15 protein-coding genes are annotated in these 15,497 nt (G+C 63.6%); 5 read left to right on the top strand and 10 right to left on the bottom strand.

What is annotated here, in order from left to right; translation table 11 throughout:
* Positions 1 to 255: 255 nt before the first annotated feature.
* Positions 256 to 1,893 carry a molecular chaperone DnaJ gene (locus AC3WK8_RS07175; RefSeq protein ID WP_103324237.1) on the top strand — a complete coding sequence of 546 codons (1,638 nt, stop codon included), beginning with the start codon at positions 256 to 258 and terminating at the stop codon, positions 1,891 to 1,893.
* Positions 1,890 to 2,864: a DUF3829 domain-containing protein gene (locus AC3WK8_RS07170; protein ID WP_103324238.1), complete on the top strand. Its 975-nt coding sequence runs from the start codon at positions 1,890 to 1,892 to the stop codon at positions 2,862 to 2,864. The genes AC3WK8_RS07175 and AC3WK8_RS07170 overlap by 4 nt, the downstream gene beginning before the upstream one ends.
* A 39-nt stretch (positions 2,865 to 2,903) precedes the next feature.
* On the opposite strand, the gene AC3WK8_RS07165 is transcribed toward AC3WK8_RS07170, so the two are convergent.
* From AC3WK8_RS07165 to AC3WK8_RS07155, 3 genes are all read right to left on the bottom strand, one after another.
* The gene (locus tag AC3WK8_RS07165; protein ID WP_103324239.1) at positions 2,904 to 3,575 is read right to left on the bottom strand and encodes a DUF3313 domain-containing protein; all 672 of its coding nucleotides are present in this window, start codon (positions 3,573 to 3,575) and stop codon (positions 2,904 to 2,906) included.
* A gap of 118 nt (positions 3,576 to 3,693) precedes the next feature.
* On the bottom strand, positions 3,694 to 4,188 hold the full coding sequence (locus tag AC3WK8_RS07160; RefSeq protein ID WP_022639017.1) for a DUF934 domain-containing protein: 495 nt from the start codon (positions 4,186 to 4,188) through the stop codon (positions 3,694 to 3,696).
* Positions 4,185 to 5,858 carry a nitrite/sulfite reductase gene (locus AC3WK8_RS07155; RefSeq protein WP_103324240.1) on the bottom strand — a complete coding sequence of 558 codons (1,674 nt, stop codon included), beginning with the start codon at positions 5,856 to 5,858 and terminating at the stop codon, positions 4,185 to 4,187. Before AC3WK8_RS07155 ends, AC3WK8_RS07160 begins: the two co-directional genes overlap by 4 nt.
* A gap of 419 nt (positions 5,859 to 6,277) precedes the next feature.
* Between AC3WK8_RS07155 and ccoN the strand changes: the two genes are divergently transcribed.
* Both ccoN and AC3WK8_RS07145 read left to right on the top strand, forming a co-directional pair.
* Entirely contained in the window at positions 6,278 to 7,705 is a 1,428-nt protein-coding gene (gene ccoN, locus AC3WK8_RS07150; protein ID WP_053130401.1) for a cytochrome-c oxidase, cbb3-type subunit I, read from the top strand.
* A gap of 57 nt (positions 7,706 to 7,762) precedes the next feature.
* Entirely contained in the window at positions 7,763 to 7,981 is a 219-nt protein-coding gene (locus AC3WK8_RS07145; protein WP_085597483.1) for a CcoQ/FixQ family Cbb3-type cytochrome c oxidase assembly chaperone, read from the top strand.
* Positions 7,982 to 7,984: 3 nt separating this feature from the next.
* Here the strand turns inward: AC3WK8_RS07145 and AC3WK8_RS07140 are convergent, their stop codons facing one another.
* Entirely contained in the window at positions 7,985 to 8,758 is a 774-nt protein-coding gene (locus tag AC3WK8_RS07140; RefSeq protein ID WP_085597482.1) for a helix-turn-helix domain-containing protein, read from the bottom strand.
* 76 nt (positions 8,759 to 8,834) lie between these two features.
* On the opposite strand from AC3WK8_RS07140, the gene AC3WK8_RS07135 reads away from it, so the two are divergent.
* On the top strand, positions 8,835 to 9,524 hold the full coding sequence (locus tag AC3WK8_RS07135) for an aspartate/glutamate racemase family protein (RefSeq protein WP_103324241.1): 690 nt from the start codon (positions 8,835 to 8,837) through the stop codon (positions 9,522 to 9,524).
* 126 nt (positions 9,525 to 9,650) lie between these two features.
* On the opposite strand, the gene AC3WK8_RS07130 is transcribed toward AC3WK8_RS07135, so the two are convergent.
* The 6 genes from AC3WK8_RS07130 to AC3WK8_RS07105 all read right to left on the bottom strand — a co-directional run bounded on the left by AC3WK8_RS07130 (position 9,651) and on the right by AC3WK8_RS07105 (position 15,358).
* Entirely contained in the window at positions 9,651 to 9,776 is a 126-nt protein-coding gene (locus AC3WK8_RS07130; protein ID WP_022639020.1) for a hypothetical protein, read from the bottom strand.
* 181 nt (positions 9,777 to 9,957) lie between these two features.
* Positions 9,958 to 10,137 (bottom strand): hypothetical protein, encoded by a 180-nt coding sequence (locus AC3WK8_RS07125; protein ID WP_103324242.1) that lies wholly within the window; start codon positions 10,135 to 10,137, stop codon positions 9,958 to 9,960.
* A gap of 154 nt (positions 10,138 to 10,291) precedes the next feature.
* Positions 10,292 to 11,467: a lactonase family protein gene (locus tag AC3WK8_RS07120; protein ID WP_022639022.1), complete on the bottom strand. Its 1,176-nt coding sequence runs from the start codon at positions 11,465 to 11,467 to the stop codon at positions 10,292 to 10,294.
* Positions 11,454 to 11,747 carry a DUF5629 family protein gene (locus tag AC3WK8_RS07115; protein ID WP_022639023.1) on the bottom strand — a complete coding sequence of 98 codons (294 nt, stop codon included), beginning with the start codon at positions 11,745 to 11,747 and terminating at the stop codon, positions 11,454 to 11,456. The genes AC3WK8_RS07120 and AC3WK8_RS07115 overlap by 14 nt, the downstream gene beginning before the upstream one ends.
* Positions 11,748 to 11,894: 147 nt before the next feature.
* Complete coding sequence (locus AC3WK8_RS07110; protein ID WP_103324243.1) at positions 11,895 to 14,270, bottom strand: efflux RND transporter permease subunit; 2,376 nt, start codon at positions 14,268 to 14,270, stop codon at positions 11,895 to 11,897.
* Between the two features lie 32 nt (positions 14,271 to 14,302).
* On the bottom strand, positions 14,303 to 15,358 hold the full coding sequence (locus AC3WK8_RS07105; protein WP_103324244.1) for a WD40/YVTN/BNR-like repeat-containing protein: 1,056 nt from the start codon (positions 15,356 to 15,358) through the stop codon (positions 14,303 to 14,305).
* Positions 15,359 to 15,497: the final 139 nt, after the last annotated feature.

Below are 15,497 nucleotides of genomic sequence, written 5' to 3'. Positions count from 1 at the left end.
AAAACGTACAAACAAGATCACATAACAACCCTATCTATATGTTTTATATATATTTTTTCTATTCTAGAAATAACTTTAAATAAACCACTCAAAATGAATGGTCATGAATACAAAGCACATTAAGTAGCAGCTTCGGCATCCCGCCCTTCTCGCCGCATCCACCCCTTGGTTTTTTCTCGTGGATCGGTTGTAGACCGTAGTATCATCGCGCCACTAACGAGCCCCGCCGCGGTTTTCACGGAGTCGTACCGACCAATGAGTTGCTGGACCCTGCTCGGCCTGCCGGCCACCCCTGACACCCGCACGATCAAGCGCCATTACGCCAAGCTGCTGAAACAGACCCGCCCGGACGAAGACCCGGAGGCTTTCCAGCGCCTGCGCGATGCCTATGAGCAAGCCATGGAGCAGGCGCAGTGGCTGGACGAAGAACCAGAGCCCGATACCGGCGCGGCCGATGAGCCGTCCGATAACCTGGCGACAGTAAAACCCACCGTGCAACTGACTCCGGCGCAGCGGGTCGCCCCGCTGCTGGAAGGGATTCGTATCGAGCAACTGGATCAACGCCATGAGCAAGCGATCGCCAGCGGTTGCGCACTGGAGTTCGAACTGGGCCTGCTGCGCCATTGCGTGGAGCGCCCGGAACAGTCCGGGCAGTTACTGGCCTGGGGCTTCGAAACCTTCCACTGGCTGAGCGCCTGGCAACACCTGGACCTGCCGGAGTACCTCACCGACGCCCTGCTGCGCCAATGCCGCCAGGCCCTGGAACAATCCCTGCGCAGCGCCCTGGACCGACAGGACGACGAAGCCTTCCTCCACAGCTATGCCAACCGCGCCACCCACGGCTGGCTGGATGAGCTGGACCAGCGCCACTGGTTCAATCAGTGCCTGGCGCAAATGCTCGCGGACAACCCCTATTGGTCCAGCACGCTGTTCCAGGCCCTGTGCCTCGGCCAAGGCTGGAAGCGCGGAAAAGACAACCTCTGCCCCGAACACGAATGGAACCGCCTGCTGGTGCGTGAGGAAGGCCTGGCATTCATCGCCAACCAGCGAGCTCTGGCCAGCCAACCACCGGCCTCGCCGGAGCAACGAGCGGCCTACTTGCTGTTGGCACCCATCAGCCTGCAGCGCCGCCGAGCCTTCGCCCGACGCCTCGCCGAAGAGGACTGGGCCGCATGCCGCAAGCTCAGCTCGCACCTGCACGCCTATTACCCGCAGGTGGCGGCCGAGATGCCGGGTGGCACCCCATTCTTCTGGCGTGACTGGGAATTCGCGTTCGACTCCTGGCCGATGTACCTGGCGCTGTTCAGCGCCTGCCTGGCAGGAGCCGTGGCCCGCTACGCCCCACAAGGCAACAGCCTGGGAGAGATCATCGGGGTCACGCTGTTCTGGAGCGCCTGTTTCGCTGGCTCCGCGGCGCTCCTGCATTGGCTCTGGCAACCCCTGGCCGATTGCCTGTGGGCCCACGACCATCGTCTTGGCAACCGCCTGCCAGGCTGGCTGAATCCCGGCCAACGCTTGCTGCCCCTGCGTGACCTGCTGCCGGTGGCCGTGCTCGGCCCGGTCCTGGGTTACATCTGCGGCCCGATCAGCACGATGGTTTACCTGGCAGTGCTGCCGAGCGTCGCCCTGGCGCGCAATATCGAGGTCAAGCACGGTATTTCCTGGCGTCAGCTCGCGCCCTGGCAACGACGCCTGCTGGGCGGGCTGGGCTGTGTGCTGCTGGCCATCGCCCTGGTGGCGATCAAGCTGGTGGGCGACTACGGCACGGTCACCGCCAACCAGGGCCTGCAACAATGGAGCGAACGCCTGTGCGCACGGATGCCGGCCAATGCCCCGGGCTGCGCCGCGCCGGCCACCAGCGCCCAGTGGTACGGCCGGGAGGGCACGCCATGAACCCCAATTGGTTGTTTGCGATCAGCCTGGGCCTGGGATTGACCCTGTTCGGGCTGGCTGGCTCCGGCACGCAGCTGGGACAAATCGGCCTCTGGCTCGATAACCGGGACAGCCCCTACACCGCCCAGGCCAATGCCCTGAATCCGATCATCGACTGCATGAACCAGGTGGATGTGCCCTGGCGCATGGTGCACCAGGCCTACCTGGCCGAGGGCAAGCCACGCTCGACAGCCCCTGGAGCCTATGACCTGAGCAGCCAGGGCGGCCCGGACATCGATCTGGCCTATCGCAGCTCCTGCAGTGGCGACATTGGCGCCAAACTGCGCCGCCTCGACCCCGGCAACCCCCTGCTGGCCGCCACCGAACGCTACCAGCAAGTGCTCGCGCGCTTCGTCGCCTTGACCAAGGATGCACACATGCACCGCCTGGGGCTTGGTCGAACGCTGGATGAGGCAAAGCTCGATGAACTGGTACGGCAATTAGAGATCCAGGCTCCGGACTATCTGCAAGCCTCGAATGCTGTCCGCCAGCTGCTACTGCCGCAGGATGTCGAGCATCGCCCCCAGCAGTTGCAACGCCTGGAGCAGCGCCTGGGCCGTAACGTCCACTGGGCTTTGCTCAACTACATGATCCAGGCCAGAAGCACCATGGACTTGCTCGACGACGGTATCCGCCAGCGCACCCTGACCCCGGCGCAACTGACCCAGGCCACCCAGGAACTGCGCCAGGCCTGGGAGGCCCGGCAACAGTTCATCGGCAGCATCCAGGACCAGGAAACCCGCGAAGCCCTGTACCTCTGGCAACTGATCGCCGCCCCCAGCCAGCATTACCTGCAGGCCCTGGACACCCTGCACCGGGACTGGCTGCAGCATGCCGAGCCGCAACGCCTGGGCGAGGACTTCCACGCCGTGACCCAGGGCTACGACCAGATGCTCTATCACTACAACCAGCTGGCGCGTAGCCGTTATTGAAAGTGCTGCCCCGGCCTGGCCGGGGCAGCGCTACGCGGCTCATTTGTTCTTCAGTTGCACATAGGACTGGTGCAGGTCCGAAGCCCAGCTATCGATGACGCTCTGCACATCGCTGGCCTGCATCACCTGGGTATCGTTCGCCAACGGCTTGCCGGTGCCCTTGCGCACCACCTCGGCGATCACCCGGCCATCACCACCGTCGAGGAAGGCCGCCTCGGTGCCCAGGGTGGTCTCTTGGTCGCGGATACCACTGGCGGTGCTCACCGCAGCCGCCACCAGGGCCACCGGGATGATTTCATAGGGCTTGAGCCCTTCGGTCTTGCTGCTCACCGCAGTGATCGCCGCCCGTACCACCACCACGCCCGGCCCGGGACCGGTTGCCAGCGGCATGGATTTGCCCAGCTCGCGCTTGAGCGCTTCATCGTAGTAGCGGGTGATGCCGGCCAGGGTGGATTGGGGAATCTTCACCGTCGGCTGTGGCTGCGGATGGAACTGGGTGGGCTCGATGTACACACTGCGATACTGATCCAGCTTGAGCTTGGGGTCGATCCAGCGCATGACCTGCACCCCGGACGGCGACTTGGCCTCCTTGAGCAGGCTGTAGTCACTGAGAAACCCGGAATAGTCCTCGGGCCGGGTCTCGTTGCTGGAACACCCCGCCATGGCGAGAGTGGCGAGGCACAGCGTGCTGAGGGTCAGTGCAAGCTTCATGGATAACTCCTGTAGGTGAAGCAGCCATGGACTGGCTAGGGGAACTACAGGTATAGCCAAAAGCCTGCACTTGCGCCGCCACCCTCGAACCGCCGGCCGACGACGCCACGAACACCTCCTAGCGCCGGCGAAACAGCGGGCGCGGCTCGATCACCGAACGCCCGTAGAGCACGCTCATGCCCGCCAGGCCCTTGAGCGCATCCAGGGCGCATTTGTCCTCGCGCACGGCGAAGCTGTCGAAACCGCATTGGCGCATGTGGCTCAACTGGTCGCGCAGCACATCGCCCACGGCCCGCAGCTCGCCCATCCAGCCCAGGCGGGTACGCAGCAGGTAGGCCTGGCTGTAGCCCCGGCCATCGCGAAAGCTGGGAAAGTCCACCGCCACCACAGGGATCAACTTGAGCCAGGGCTTGAGGCTTTCCACCTCGTCGTCCGGGCCGAGCCAGACACCGTCCCGGGCCGGATGATGCTCGATGCGGCGCATCAGCCAACGGGCCAGCGGCAGGATCAGCGGCCCTTCGGGCAAGGGATCGTCGACACCGCGCACCAGGCTCCAGGGATCGTCCTCCACCAGGCGCGCCTCGCCATCCTGCAAGCTCAACAGGTTGTTCATGCCGAGAGCTCCTGCGCCTTGGAATAGACCCTTTCCTTGAACGGCTCCAGGCCGATGCGCTGCAAGGTATCGAGGAACGGCTCGTCGCTCTCGCGATAGCGCACGAAGGTGCCGATGATGCGCTCGATCACCAGGGGGATTTCCCCAGCGCTGAACGACGGGCCGATCACCTTGCCCAGGGCGCTGTCCTTGCCCTGGGCGCCGCCGAGGGTGATCTGGAACCACTCCTGGCCGTTCTTGTCGACCCCAAGGATGCCGATATTACCGATGTGGTGATGACCGCAGGCATTCATGCAGCCGGAGATGTTCAGGCTGATGTCCCCCAGGTCATGCACATAGTCCAGGTCATCGAAACGCTGCTGGATGGCCTGGGTGATGGGAATCGAGCGAGCGTTGGCCAGGGCACAGAAGTCGCCGCCCGGACAGGCGATGATGTCGGTCAGCAGGCCGGCGTTGGGGGTACCCAGGCCCTTGTCGCAGGCCAGTTGCCAGAGCTCGTACAGCTGCGACTTGGGTATATCCGGCAGGACGATGTTCTGCTCATGGGCGATGCGGATCTCGCCGAAGCCGAAACGCTCCGACCACTCGGCCACCGCCTCCATCTGCAATCCGGTGACATCCCCCGGTGGCGCGGCCAACCCCGGCTTGGTCGACAGCACCACGCTGGCGTAGCCCGGGACCTTGTGCGGCTGCACGTTGTGGGCCACCCAGCGGGCGAAACCCGCGTCCTCCGCCAGGCGACTGCCGTATTCCAGGTCGGTGCCCCCCAGGTGTTCGTAGATCGGCGGCACGAAAGCGCTGGCAACCCGCTGGTATTCGTCCTCGGTAAGCTGCGCCGGCCCCTCCTTGAGGTGCTGCCACTCCTCCTCCACTTCACGGGCGAACGCCTCGATGCCCAGGGCCTTGACCAGGATCTTGATCCGCGCCTTGTACTTGTTGTCACGCCGGCCATGGCGGTTGTAGACCCGCAGGATCGCCTCGACGTAGGACAACAGGTGCTGCCAGGGCAAGCCCTCGCGGATCTGCTGGCTGAGGATCGGGGTGCGGCCCAGGCCGCCGCCGACCATTACCCGCAACAGCATTTGGTCGTCGGCGGCGCGATACAGGTACAGGCCGATGTCATGCATCATGATCGCCGCGCGATCCTGCTCCGCCGAACAGATGGCGATCTTGAACTTGCGCGGCAGGAACAGGAATTCCGGATTGATGGTCGACCATTGGCGAAGGATTTCCGCCAGCGGGCGCGGGTCCAGCAACTCGTCGGCGGCGACCCCGGCGAAGGCCTCGGTGGTGATGTTGCGCACGCAGTTGCCCGAAGTCTGGATGGCGTGCATTTCCACCGCGGCCAGGCGCTCGAGAATATCCGGCACCTGGGTCAGCTCAATCCAGTTGAACTGCAGGTTCTGACGGGTGGTGAAGTGCCCGTAGCCACGGTCGTAGTCCCTGGCGATGCCGGCCAGGGTGCGCATCTGCCGCGCGCTGAGGGTACCGTAGGGGATCGCCACCCGCAGCATGTAGGCGTGCCGTTGCAGGTACAGGCCGTTCTGCAGGCGCAGGGGCAGGAACTCCTCCTCGCTCAGCTGGCCCTCCATGAAGCGCTCCACCTGGTCGCGAAACTGCGCCACCCGCTCAAAGACCAGGGCCCGGTCATAGTCGTCGTACTGATACATGTGCCTACCTCGTCCTCATCGGTACTGGTCGTGCTGCGGGCCCTGTACCCAAAACCGGCGACATCCGGACCGCGGAACAGCCGTGGCATGGCGAGGCACTCCGGCATCGCAGGCAGCCCGCTCGGGCCGTGCCGGTCATGGCCTTGCCTGGTGTTCGCTCGACGAGCTTGCGCTACAGGACCCAACGGCGCGTTGGGGTGAGGCGGCGACTATGCGCTTGCGGCGCAGATCGTTACAGATCCAGGTAAAAACTAAAAAACCATATCAGTAGCTGTGATATCCAGCCTGCCTTGAGGAAAATCTGATCCGTATTATTGCTGTTTTTCTGAGCCTGTTTTGTTTTGTCCATGGTTCCTACAGTGCACCCCGTGCCAGACCGGGTGGCCTGGCAAGACTCTGCAACCGTGGAAGCATTGACCATGAATTCAGCAACACTCGAACAGGCCTACAACTACAAGGTGGTTCGCCAATTCGTCGTCGCAACAGTGGTATGGGGTGTGATCGGCATGGCCATGGGGGTATGGATTGCCTCGCAGCTGGTGTGGCCGGACATGAACCTCGACCTGCCGTGGACCACCTTCGGGCGCCTGCGGCCGCTGCACACCAGCCTGGTGATCTTCGGCTTCGCCGGCAGCGCGCAGTTCGCCGCCAGCTACTATGCGGTGCAGCGTACCTGCCAGGTACGGCTGTACTCCGACACGCTGGCAGCCTTCACCTTCTGGGGCTGGCAATCGGTGATCGTGATCATGCTGGTCACCCTGCCCCTGGGCTACACCACCACCAAGGAATACGCCGAGATCGAATTCGCCGGCGCGGTATGGATGGCGGTGGTCTGGGTGGTCTACGGCATCGTGTTCTTCACCACCGTGGTCCAGCGCAAGAGCCAGCACATCTATGTCGGCAACTGGTTCTTCGGCGCCTTCATCCTGGTGATCGCCATGCTCCACGTGGTCAACCACCTGTCGATCCCGGTGGACTGGTTCAAATCCTACCCGGTGTATTCCGGGGCCACCGATGCCATGGTCCAGTGGTGGTACGGCCACAACGCCGTGGGCTTCTTCCTGACCACCGGCTTCCTGGGGATGATGTATTACTTCGTACCCAAGCAAGTGGGCCGCCCGGTCTATTCCTATCGCCTGTCGATCGTGCACTTCTGGGCGCTGATCACCCTGTATATCTGGGCCGGCCCGCACCACCTGCACTACACCGCGCTACCGGACTGGGCGCAATCGCTGGGCATGGCCATGTCGCTGATCCTCCTGGCTCCGAGCTGGGGCGGCATGATCAACGGCATGATGACCCTCTCGGGCGCCTGGCATAAGCTGCGCACCGACCCGATCCTGCGCTTCCTGGTGCTGTCGCTGGCGTTCTACGGCATGTCGACCTTCGAAGGCCCGATGATGGCGATCAAGACCGTCAACGCCCTCTCCCACTACACCGACTGGACAATCGGCCACGTACACGCCGGCGCCCTGGGCTGGGTAGCCATGATCACCTTCGGCGCCATCTACCACATGGTGCCCAAGGTGTTCGGCCGCGAGCAGATGCACAGCGTGCCGCTGATCAACCTGCACTTCTGGCTGGCCACCATCGGCACCGTGCTCTACATCGCCTCGATGTGGGTCAACGGCATCACCCAGGGCCTGATGTGGCGCGCGGTCAACGAAGACGGCACCCTCACCTATTCCTTCGTCGAGGGCCTGGTGGCCAGCCATCCGGGCTTCGTGGTGCGCTTCGCCGGTGGCGTGTTCTTCCTCAGCGGCATGCTGCTGATGGCCTACAACACCTGGCGCACCGTGCGCGTGGCCGATTCCCGGCTGGCGCTGAGCGACGCCCGGATCGCCTGATGCACCTCCAGACGCCGGCCCCGGGCCGGCGTTTTCATTCCAGGGAGCAAGACCGTCATGGACATTCTGTTCAACCTGCTGGGGGTGGTGTTTCTCTACCTCTGCATCGAGTACTGCCTGCGCCACCAGAGCGCCAAGAGCCTGGACGAGGCTAGCCTGATTCCTTTCGCCGACGATCCGGAAGTGGCGCGCCGGGTGGAGGCCGCCACCGGCAAGAAGATCGACGCCGTGGCTCCGGAGGAAGCCAAGCCGGGCTGGATCAACCTGCAGATGTAGCCGTCACGGCTCGCGCTGCTGGAACCGCAAACGGTACTGGCGTGGCGTCAACCCAAGGCCCTTGCGCAAGGCACTGCCCAGGTGCGATTGATGGGCAAAACCGCAGTCCTGGGCAATGGCTGCCAACGGCAGGTCGCTGTGTTCCAGCAAGCGCCGGGCCGCTTGCAGGCGGATCTCGGTGAGCCAGGCATGGGGCGTCATGCCCACCCCACGACTGAAGTCCCGCAGCAGGCGCAACTCGTTATGCCCATAGGTGACGGCCAGTTGCGCCAGGGACAAGGGCTGGGCGTACTCATCGGCCATTCGCTGCAGTACCCGGCGCAGATCGGCCACCGGTGGCTTGGTGGTGGGCTGCCAGGGCAAGCCGACAAAGGCCAGGGCGCACTGCTCCAGGGCCAGTTCGTCGGGCTGCGGCATTAACAACGACCGCCGGGCCTCGCGCCCCAAGGCCAAGGCACGGGCATGTCCGGGGCTCTGCAGGCGCCGCTCGACGGCGTCCGGCCAAAGCGGCCCCTGCCAACGGGCCAGCAGGTACTCACCACCTTCTGCGGATTCGGAAAACACTTCGATACCCTTGGGCGTCAGGGCCAGGGTTCCGGGCCAGGTGTCGAAATCCTCACGCCGGTCGGAGCCGATCGCATGCACTCCGCGCTGGCGCTCCAGGGCCACGCCCAGGGTCTGCCATTGCACCGGGTCACGGGCGCTGTAGGCCGCAGCCGGCAGCAGTTGCAGGACCAGCTGGCCGTCCAGCAAGCGATGTTCAAGCACCTGGGGCATGTGAAATTTCCTGATAGATCGCTGGCCTTGAGCAAGCCAGACTGAGCCGCATCCAACACGACCCAAGGAGTAACAGATGCGCACCATCGGCCTGATCGGCGGCATGAGCTGGGAGTCCAGCGCCGAATACTATCGCCTGATCAACCAGCAGGTCCGCGACCGCCTGGGCGCCCTGCGTTCAGCGCGGCTGCTAATGTACAGCGTCGACTTCGGACCTGTCGAACGGGCCCAGCACGCCGGAGACTGGGACGCGGCAGCGGCGATCCTGGTGGACGCCGCCCGGCGCCTGGAGGCCGGCGGCGCCGACTGCCTGGTGCTGTGCACCAACACCATGCACAAGGTGGCCGCACCGATCCAGGCGGCGACGAACCTGCCTTTCCTGCACATTGCCGACCCCACCGCCCAGGCGGCGCTGGCCGCCGGCACCCTGAAGGTGGGCCTGCTGGGCACGGCCTTCACCATGGAGCAGGACTTCCTCAAGCAGCGCCTGGCCGACCAGGGCCTGCAAGTGCTGGTGCCGGACGCCGAGCAGCGCCAGGTCGTGCATCGGATCATCTATGAAGAGTTGTGCGTGGGTGTGATCCGCGAACAATCGCGCAGGCAGTATCAGCAGATCATCCAGTCGCTGCAGGCCCGCGGGGCCCAGGCGGTGATTCTCGGCTGCACCGAAATCGGCCTGCTGCTCAAGCCGGAGCACAGCCCCCTGCCGCTGCTGGATACCACTGAGCTGCACGCCCAGGCGGCGGTGGCATTCGCCCTGGCTTGACCGGGAGCATGGCGCGGCAGGCGGATCGTGAATCTAGAGTTGCCGGGCAAGCGCTCGCAACCCCACCGCGCAAAGCCGGCTACCCAGCAGGAACCAGCGCCAGGCCATTGATGAGCCCCGCCCGTCTCAGTCTTGCAACAGGCTGGCCAGGCGTTCGCGGGAGGTTTCGGGTTCGCCTTCCACCGGCTGCGCGGAAGACAGGATGGGGCTGGAATAGAGCAACAGCAGAACCACAGTCAGACGCATCACCATGCTATCGATCCTTGCTCGGGAAAGAGTCAATAATTCAGCGCCAAATTTAAACACATGGCGATGTGACACTACCAAGCAAAATTCGCCGTCCTGTGCGCCTGGTCGCAAATAGGTCATGCAGGAGCGACAGCACTGCACCAGTGATGTCGCTCCTGCATACCTGGATATGGACGAGCCGGGCTCAGCTATGGGACTTGTGATCCAGCGCGGCATAGAAGTTGGCGCTTTGTTGCAGGTATTTCTCGGTGTAGGTGTTGGTGGCGGATTTCTTCTGGCTGATTTCCACGTTGGCGCCGGCAGGCAGGACCACGCTGGCGGAAATGGCCGAGGCGGCGATCACGGAGAAGAGATTGAAATTCATGGGGTAACCCTCGTATTCGGTTGGCTGGCTTGCCCGTGTGGGCCGTGGAGCAAACTTACTATCGAGGGTTGGCGGGAAAAAATTCTTTGCACCAGTAGCCGATATCAGCGCCATTAATAGAAGCGCTCAGGCCCCGGATGCCGGGGCCTGCGGCTTATTGACGCACCAGGAACTTGATATCGCTAGGGGCATCGAACGGCAGTTTTTGCACGGTCTTGCCCAGGAAACCGGTCTTGGCGTCACGCTCGATCACCACGATCTGGTTGCTCTTCTGGTTGCCGATCAGCACATAGCGGTTGCTCGGATCGAGGCTGAACTCCCGTGGGTGATCGCCCTCCACCGAGCGGCGCTGGATCTCCTTGAGCTGGCCGTTGGCCGGGTCGATGGCGAACACCAGCAGCTGGTTGGCGGTGCCACGGTTGCTCACGTACAGGTACTGGCCGTCCTTGGAGGCATGCAGGGCTCCGGCGGCCTTCTTCTCCTTGCCGGCGTTGGCCGCCAGGTCAAGGATCTGGCGCTGGGTCAGCTTGCCGTCCTGGTAGTCGAACACCGCCACCTGGGCGCTCATCTCCATGGTCAGGTAGGCATGCTTGCCATCGGCACTGAACAGCAAATGGCGCGGGCCACTACCCGGCGGCAATTGGACGAAGGCCGGATCGGCGGCGCTCAGCGGGTGCTCCGGATTGGCCTTGGGGTCATAGCGGTAGACGAAGATCTTGTCCGCCCCCAGGTCGTTGGCGAACAGGAACTTGCCATCCGGCGACGATACCGACGAATGCACATGGGCCGACTGCTGGCGCTCGGGGTCGACCCGGCTGGCCGGGTGGCTGCTCAGCTGCACCACCGGCGACAGATGGCCATCGGCGCTGACCGGAACCACTGCCAGGCTGCCGCCCGGGTCCACGTCCACCGAATAGTTGCTGACGAACAGGTAGCTGCCATCGGCGCTCAAGCTGGAATGGGTCGGCTCGTTGCCCTGGCTCTGCACCTGGTTGATCAGGCTCAGCTGATGGGTCTTGGGAGCCAGGCTGTAGCTGCTGACCCGGCCGATGGGGTCGGCCTGGCCCGGACTGTTCTCGTTCACCGCGAAGACGAACTTCAGGTCCTTGGACAGGGTCAGCCAGGACGGGTTGGAGCTCTTGACCACCTGCAGCGGCTTGGGATCGATCTGCCCGGTACGCTCGTTGAAGCGCAGGCGGTACAACCCCTGGCTCTGGCCCTGGGTGTAGGAGCCCACCAGCAGTTCCTGGGTCTCCACCGGCGCGGCCTGCACCGCCATGGCACCGACACTGCCAGCGATCAGCAGCGGCCAGAAATTACGCATCTTCATGGTCATCTTCCTCTTCGTCACGGGCACTGAACGCGCTCATGCATACCAGGCGGTGCTCGCCGCTGTCGCCCTCCACGACCCAGCTCTGCAAGGCCTGGTCGAAGTTCGCGGCCTGCACCTGGGCCAGGGTGAAGCTCCAGCGCTTGGCGGCGCGACCATCCATGCATTCGATCAGCAATTGCTGGTCGTCGAGGGAGAAGTCGAAGGCGTGCAGGCCATCGATCTCCAGCATGTCGCAGGCCTGGAGAGCGTTGAGCAAGGTGTCGGTAGCAGCGGTCATGGCGATCAATCATCAGTTGGAAAGGCGCAATGATAGCCGATTGGCGCGGGGCGGTCGGGCCAGTATTGCGCCTCCTCGAAGCCCGATCATGCGCCCATGAAAAAGCCGCAACCTCGTGGGGTTGCGGCTTGGGGAGACATCTGCCGATCAGTGGGCGAACAGCGAGTTGCCCTTCTGCCCCGCCAGCTTCTCGGGGCGGATCAGGAAGCGGGCCAGGGCCGGCAGCAGCCACAACGCGCCGAACATGTTCCACAGCAGCATGAAGGTCAGCATCAGGCCCATGTCGGCCTGGAACTTGATGGCCGAGAAGATCCAGGTGCACACGCCGATGGCCAGGCACAGGCCGGTGAACAACACCGCCTTGCCGGTGGACCGCAGGGTCTGGTAGTAGGCCTCCTGCAACGACAACCCGGCGCGCAGGAAGCTTTCCAGGCGGCTGTAGATGTAGATGCCGTAGTCGACACCGATGCCCACGCCCAACGCCACCACCGGCAGGGTCGCCACCTTGACCCCGATGCCCATGAAGGCCATCAGCGCGTTCCCCAGTACCGAGGTCAACACCAGCGGCAGGACGATGCACAGGGTCGCCGCCCAGGAACGGAAGGTGATCATGCACATGGCCGCCACGCAGATGTACACCAGGATCAGGATGGTCAGCTCCGAGGTCTTGATCACCTCGTTGGTGGCCGCCTCGATCCCCGCGTTACCCGCGGCCAGGATGAACTCCAGGCCATCCTTGTTGTTTTCCTTGGCGAACTCCTGCACCTCATGCACAGCGCGATTGAGGGTCTCGGCCTTGTGGTCGTTGAGGAACACCAGCACCGGGGCCAGGGAGCAGTTGTTGTTGTACAGGCCGTCGGCGCGGGCGATGGAGTTGTTCAGCACATCGGGGTTGCGCGACAGGGTTTCCCATTTCAGGTTGCCCTCGTTCATGCCCTTGATCATCTGCTTGGACACGGTCACCAGGGAGATCGCCGACTGCACGCCCTCGGTGTTCTGCATCTTCCACATCAGCTCGTCGATCGGCGCCATGGCTTCGTAGCGCGAGCAGCCCTCGGCGGCGGTCTTGACCATCACCACCAGCACGTCGGAGCTGGTGGAATAGTTGCTGATGATGAAGTTGTTGTCCTTGTTGTAGCGCGAATCCGGACGCAGCTCCGGTGCGCCCTGGTCGAGGTCGCCGATCTTCAGGTTCTGGCTGTACCAGAGACCGCCACCGAAGGCCACCAGGGCCAGGGCAATGGACACGGGAGCGACCTTGGGGCTGGCGAAATTGGACAGCAGGCGCCAGAACGGATGCTCGCGGGAAGCATCCTTCTTGCTACGCTCCACGGCGCGCTGGCTGATGCCGACATAGGAAATCGCCACCGGCAGCAGGATCAGGTTGGTGAACACGATCACCGCCACGCCGATGGAAGCGCCGATGGCCAGTTCGCGGATCACCCCGATATCGATGATCAGCAGCGTGATGAAACCCACGGCATCGGCCAGGATCGCGATCATTCCCGGCAGGAACAGCTGGCGGAAGGTGCGCCGCGCTGCGGTCAGGGCGTTGTCGGCATCACTGGATTGCAAGGCGATGCCGTTGATCTTCTGCACCCCATGGGAAATGCCGATGGCGAAGATCAGGAACGGTACCAGCATCGAGTACGGATCCAGGCCAAAACCGATGGCATGCATCAGCCCCAACTGCCAAACCACCGCCACCAGGGTGGTGATCAGCACCGCGATGGTGCTGCGGATGCACCAGGTGAACCAGTACAACAGCACCAGGGTGATGACGAAGGCCACGCCGAAGAACAGCACCACCATGATCAGGCCGTCGATCAGGTCGCCGACCTTCTTGGCGAAACCGACGATGTGAATCTTCACATTGGGGTTCTGCGCCTCGAACTTGTCGCGGATCTTCTCTTCCAGCTGGTGGGAGAACTTCTGGTAGTCCAGGGCCAGCAGCTTGCCCTGGTCCTGCGGGTCCGGATAGGACTCCAGCAGTGGAATATCGACGATGCTGGACTTGAAATCGTTGGCTACCAGGCGCCCCACCTGGCCGGACTTGAGCACGTTGTTGCGCAGCTTGTCGAGGCTCGCGGCGGAGCCGTTGTAGCTCTGCGGGATCACCTCGCCGCCGGCAAAACCTTCCTCGGTGACCTCGGTCCAGCGCACGCTGGGGCTCCACAGGGACTTGAGCCCGGAGCGGTCGACGCCCGGGATGTAGAACACCTCGTCGTTGATCTGCCTGAGGGTCTCCATGTATTCCTGGGTGAAGATATCGCCGTCCCTGGCCTCCACCGAGATGCGCACGGTGTTGCCCAGGTTGGCCAGGTCATTGCGGTGCTCCATCATCCGCTCGATGAACGGGTGCTTGAGCGGAATCATCTTTTCGAAGCTGGTGGAGGGTCGGATCAGGGTCGCCTGCCAGAACAGGAAGACGCTGACCAGCAAGCAGATGAAGATCACTGCCGGGCGGTTGTTGAAAATCAGGCGTTCGAGAAAGTTCGCCTTGTCCTGGTGATGACTGCTCATGGAATTCCCCACCTTCTTATTATGTGCCCGGCCTATTTATTGCCGAGTTCAGCGCCCGTTGCCGCCGCGACGCGAACGCCGCCCTGCCCGGCCAGGACCAGGTTGCCGTTGCCGGCCGCACTCACCGATGACAGGGAAATGCGATCCGGACGGTTGAATACGCTGAAGCTCTGGCCCTGGTCGGTACTGCGGATCACGCTGCCGCCATGGCCGACTATCACCAGCGAGCCGTCGTCGAGCAGCGTGGCGCCAGACAAGCCGAACTCCAGGGCGCCGCGCGTGGCTTCGAGCCGCACCTGGTCCCAGGTGCCACCGAAATCCGTGGAGCGATAGAGGTTGCCGCGCAGGCCGTAGACCAGCAGGGTCGCCGGCTGGCCGGTGCCGATCACACCGAACAGCGAGCCCTCGTAAGGACCCTCGAGGCGTTCCCAGGTCTGTCCGTCATCGGCGGAGCGGAACATGCTGCCCTGCTCACCGACGATGAACAGCCCCGAGCCCTTGACCTGGGCAATGGCGTTGAGGTGGTACTGGTCTTCGTTGTCCAGGCGCTCGCTGGCGTCTTCCCAGTGCTGGCCGCCATCGGTGGTTTCCAGGAAGGCGCCATAGGCACCCACCGCATAACCGGTCTGGGCGTCCTTGAACCATACGTCCAGCAGCGGCGCTTCGCGCTTGAGGTCCTGGAACTGCCGGGTCCAGGTGGCACCGCCATCCTGGCTGGCGAGGATCTGCGCATCATGGCCCACGGCCCAGCCATGTTGCTCGTCGACGAAATACACCGCGGTCAGCAACTGCCGGCTCGGCACCTTGGCCTGGTTCCAGGTCGCGCCCTGGTCGTCGGAATAGAGGATATGCCCGCGATCGCCCACCGCCACCAGGCGCTTGCCAGCGTGGACCACATCGAGCATCAGGTTCTTCGCCGCCTTGGGCGATTCGATGGAATAGACAGCGGCGTCCGCCGTATCGGCGGCAGCCCGGACAGGCAGCGCCAGTGTCGCGACACTCAACAGCGAGAGCGCTGCAGCCAACGATGCGACCCTACGCAACGCCGGCGGGCGGCCAGCAACCACACCCATGACAGGCTCACTCATAGACCTCTCCCCATTATTATTGTCAGGTCGTTCAACCTTTCAGGGCGCCTGCAGGGTCTCGCGGGTGTTCGTCCGATCCGCTCGATCGTCCTGAAACCTGCAATCTAGAGCCCCTTTGGCTGCGGGCTATCCTATCGGG

The organism is Pseudomonas sp. FW507-12TSA (assembly GCF_058781435.1).
The sequence above is the reverse complement of the archived record's forward strand: the minus strand, read 5'-3'. Positions and strand labels throughout refer to the sequence as shown.

What these genes read in the sequence shown, in the direction of transcription:
- AC3WK8_RS07175 (WP_103324237.1), top strand. Translation starts at nt 256, where the DNA reads ATGAGTTGCTGGACCCTGCTCGGCCTGCCGGCCACCCCTGACACCCGC.
- AC3WK8_RS07170 (WP_103324238.1), top strand. Translation starts at nt 1,890, where the DNA reads ATGAACCCCAATTGGTTGTTTGCGATCAGCCTGGGCCTGGGATTGACC.
- AC3WK8_RS07165 (WP_103324239.1), bottom strand. Translation starts at nt 3,575, where the DNA reads ATGAAGCTTGCACTGACCCTCAGCACGCTGTGCCTCGCCACTCTCGCC.
- AC3WK8_RS07160 (WP_022639017.1), bottom strand. Translation starts at nt 4,188, where the DNA reads ATGAACAACCTGTTGAGCTTGCAGGATGGCGAGGCGCGCCTGGTGGAG.
- AC3WK8_RS07155 (WP_103324240.1), bottom strand. Translation starts at nt 5,858, where the DNA reads ATGTATCAGTACGACGACTATGACCGGGCCCTGGTCTTTGAGCGGGTG.
- ccoN (WP_053130401.1), top strand. Translation starts at nt 6,278, where the DNA reads ATGAATTCAGCAACACTCGAACAGGCCTACAACTACAAGGTGGTTCGC.
- AC3WK8_RS07145 (WP_085597483.1), top strand. Translation starts at nt 7,763, where the DNA reads ATGGACATTCTGTTCAACCTGCTGGGGGTGGTGTTTCTCTACCTCTGC.
- AC3WK8_RS07140 (WP_085597482.1), bottom strand. Translation starts at nt 8,758, where the DNA reads ATGCCCCAGGTGCTTGAACATCGCTTGCTGGACGGCCAGCTGGTCCTG.
- AC3WK8_RS07135 (WP_103324241.1), top strand. Translation starts at nt 8,835, where the DNA reads ATGCGCACCATCGGCCTGATCGGCGGCATGAGCTGGGAGTCCAGCGCC.
- AC3WK8_RS07130 (WP_022639020.1), bottom strand. Translation starts at nt 9,776, where the DNA reads ATGGTGATGCGTCTGACTGTGGTTCTGCTGTTGCTCTATTCCAGCCCC.
- AC3WK8_RS07125 (WP_103324242.1), bottom strand. Translation starts at nt 10,137, where the DNA reads ATGAATTTCAATCTCTTCTCCGTGATCGCCGCCTCGGCCATTTCCGCC.
- AC3WK8_RS07120 (WP_022639022.1), bottom strand. Translation starts at nt 11,467, where the DNA reads ATGAAGATGCGTAATTTCTGGCCGCTGCTGATCGCTGGCAGTGTCGGT.
- AC3WK8_RS07115 (WP_022639023.1), bottom strand. Translation starts at nt 11,747, where the DNA reads ATGACCGCTGCTACCGACACCTTGCTCAACGCTCTCCAGGCCTGCGAC.
- AC3WK8_RS07110 (WP_103324243.1), bottom strand. Translation starts at nt 14,270, where the DNA reads ATGAGCAGTCATCACCAGGACAAGGCGAACTTTCTCGAACGCCTGATT.
- AC3WK8_RS07105 (WP_103324244.1), bottom strand. Translation starts at nt 15,358, where the DNA reads ATGAGTGAGCCTGTCATGGGTGTGGTTGCTGGCCGCCCGCCGGCGTTG.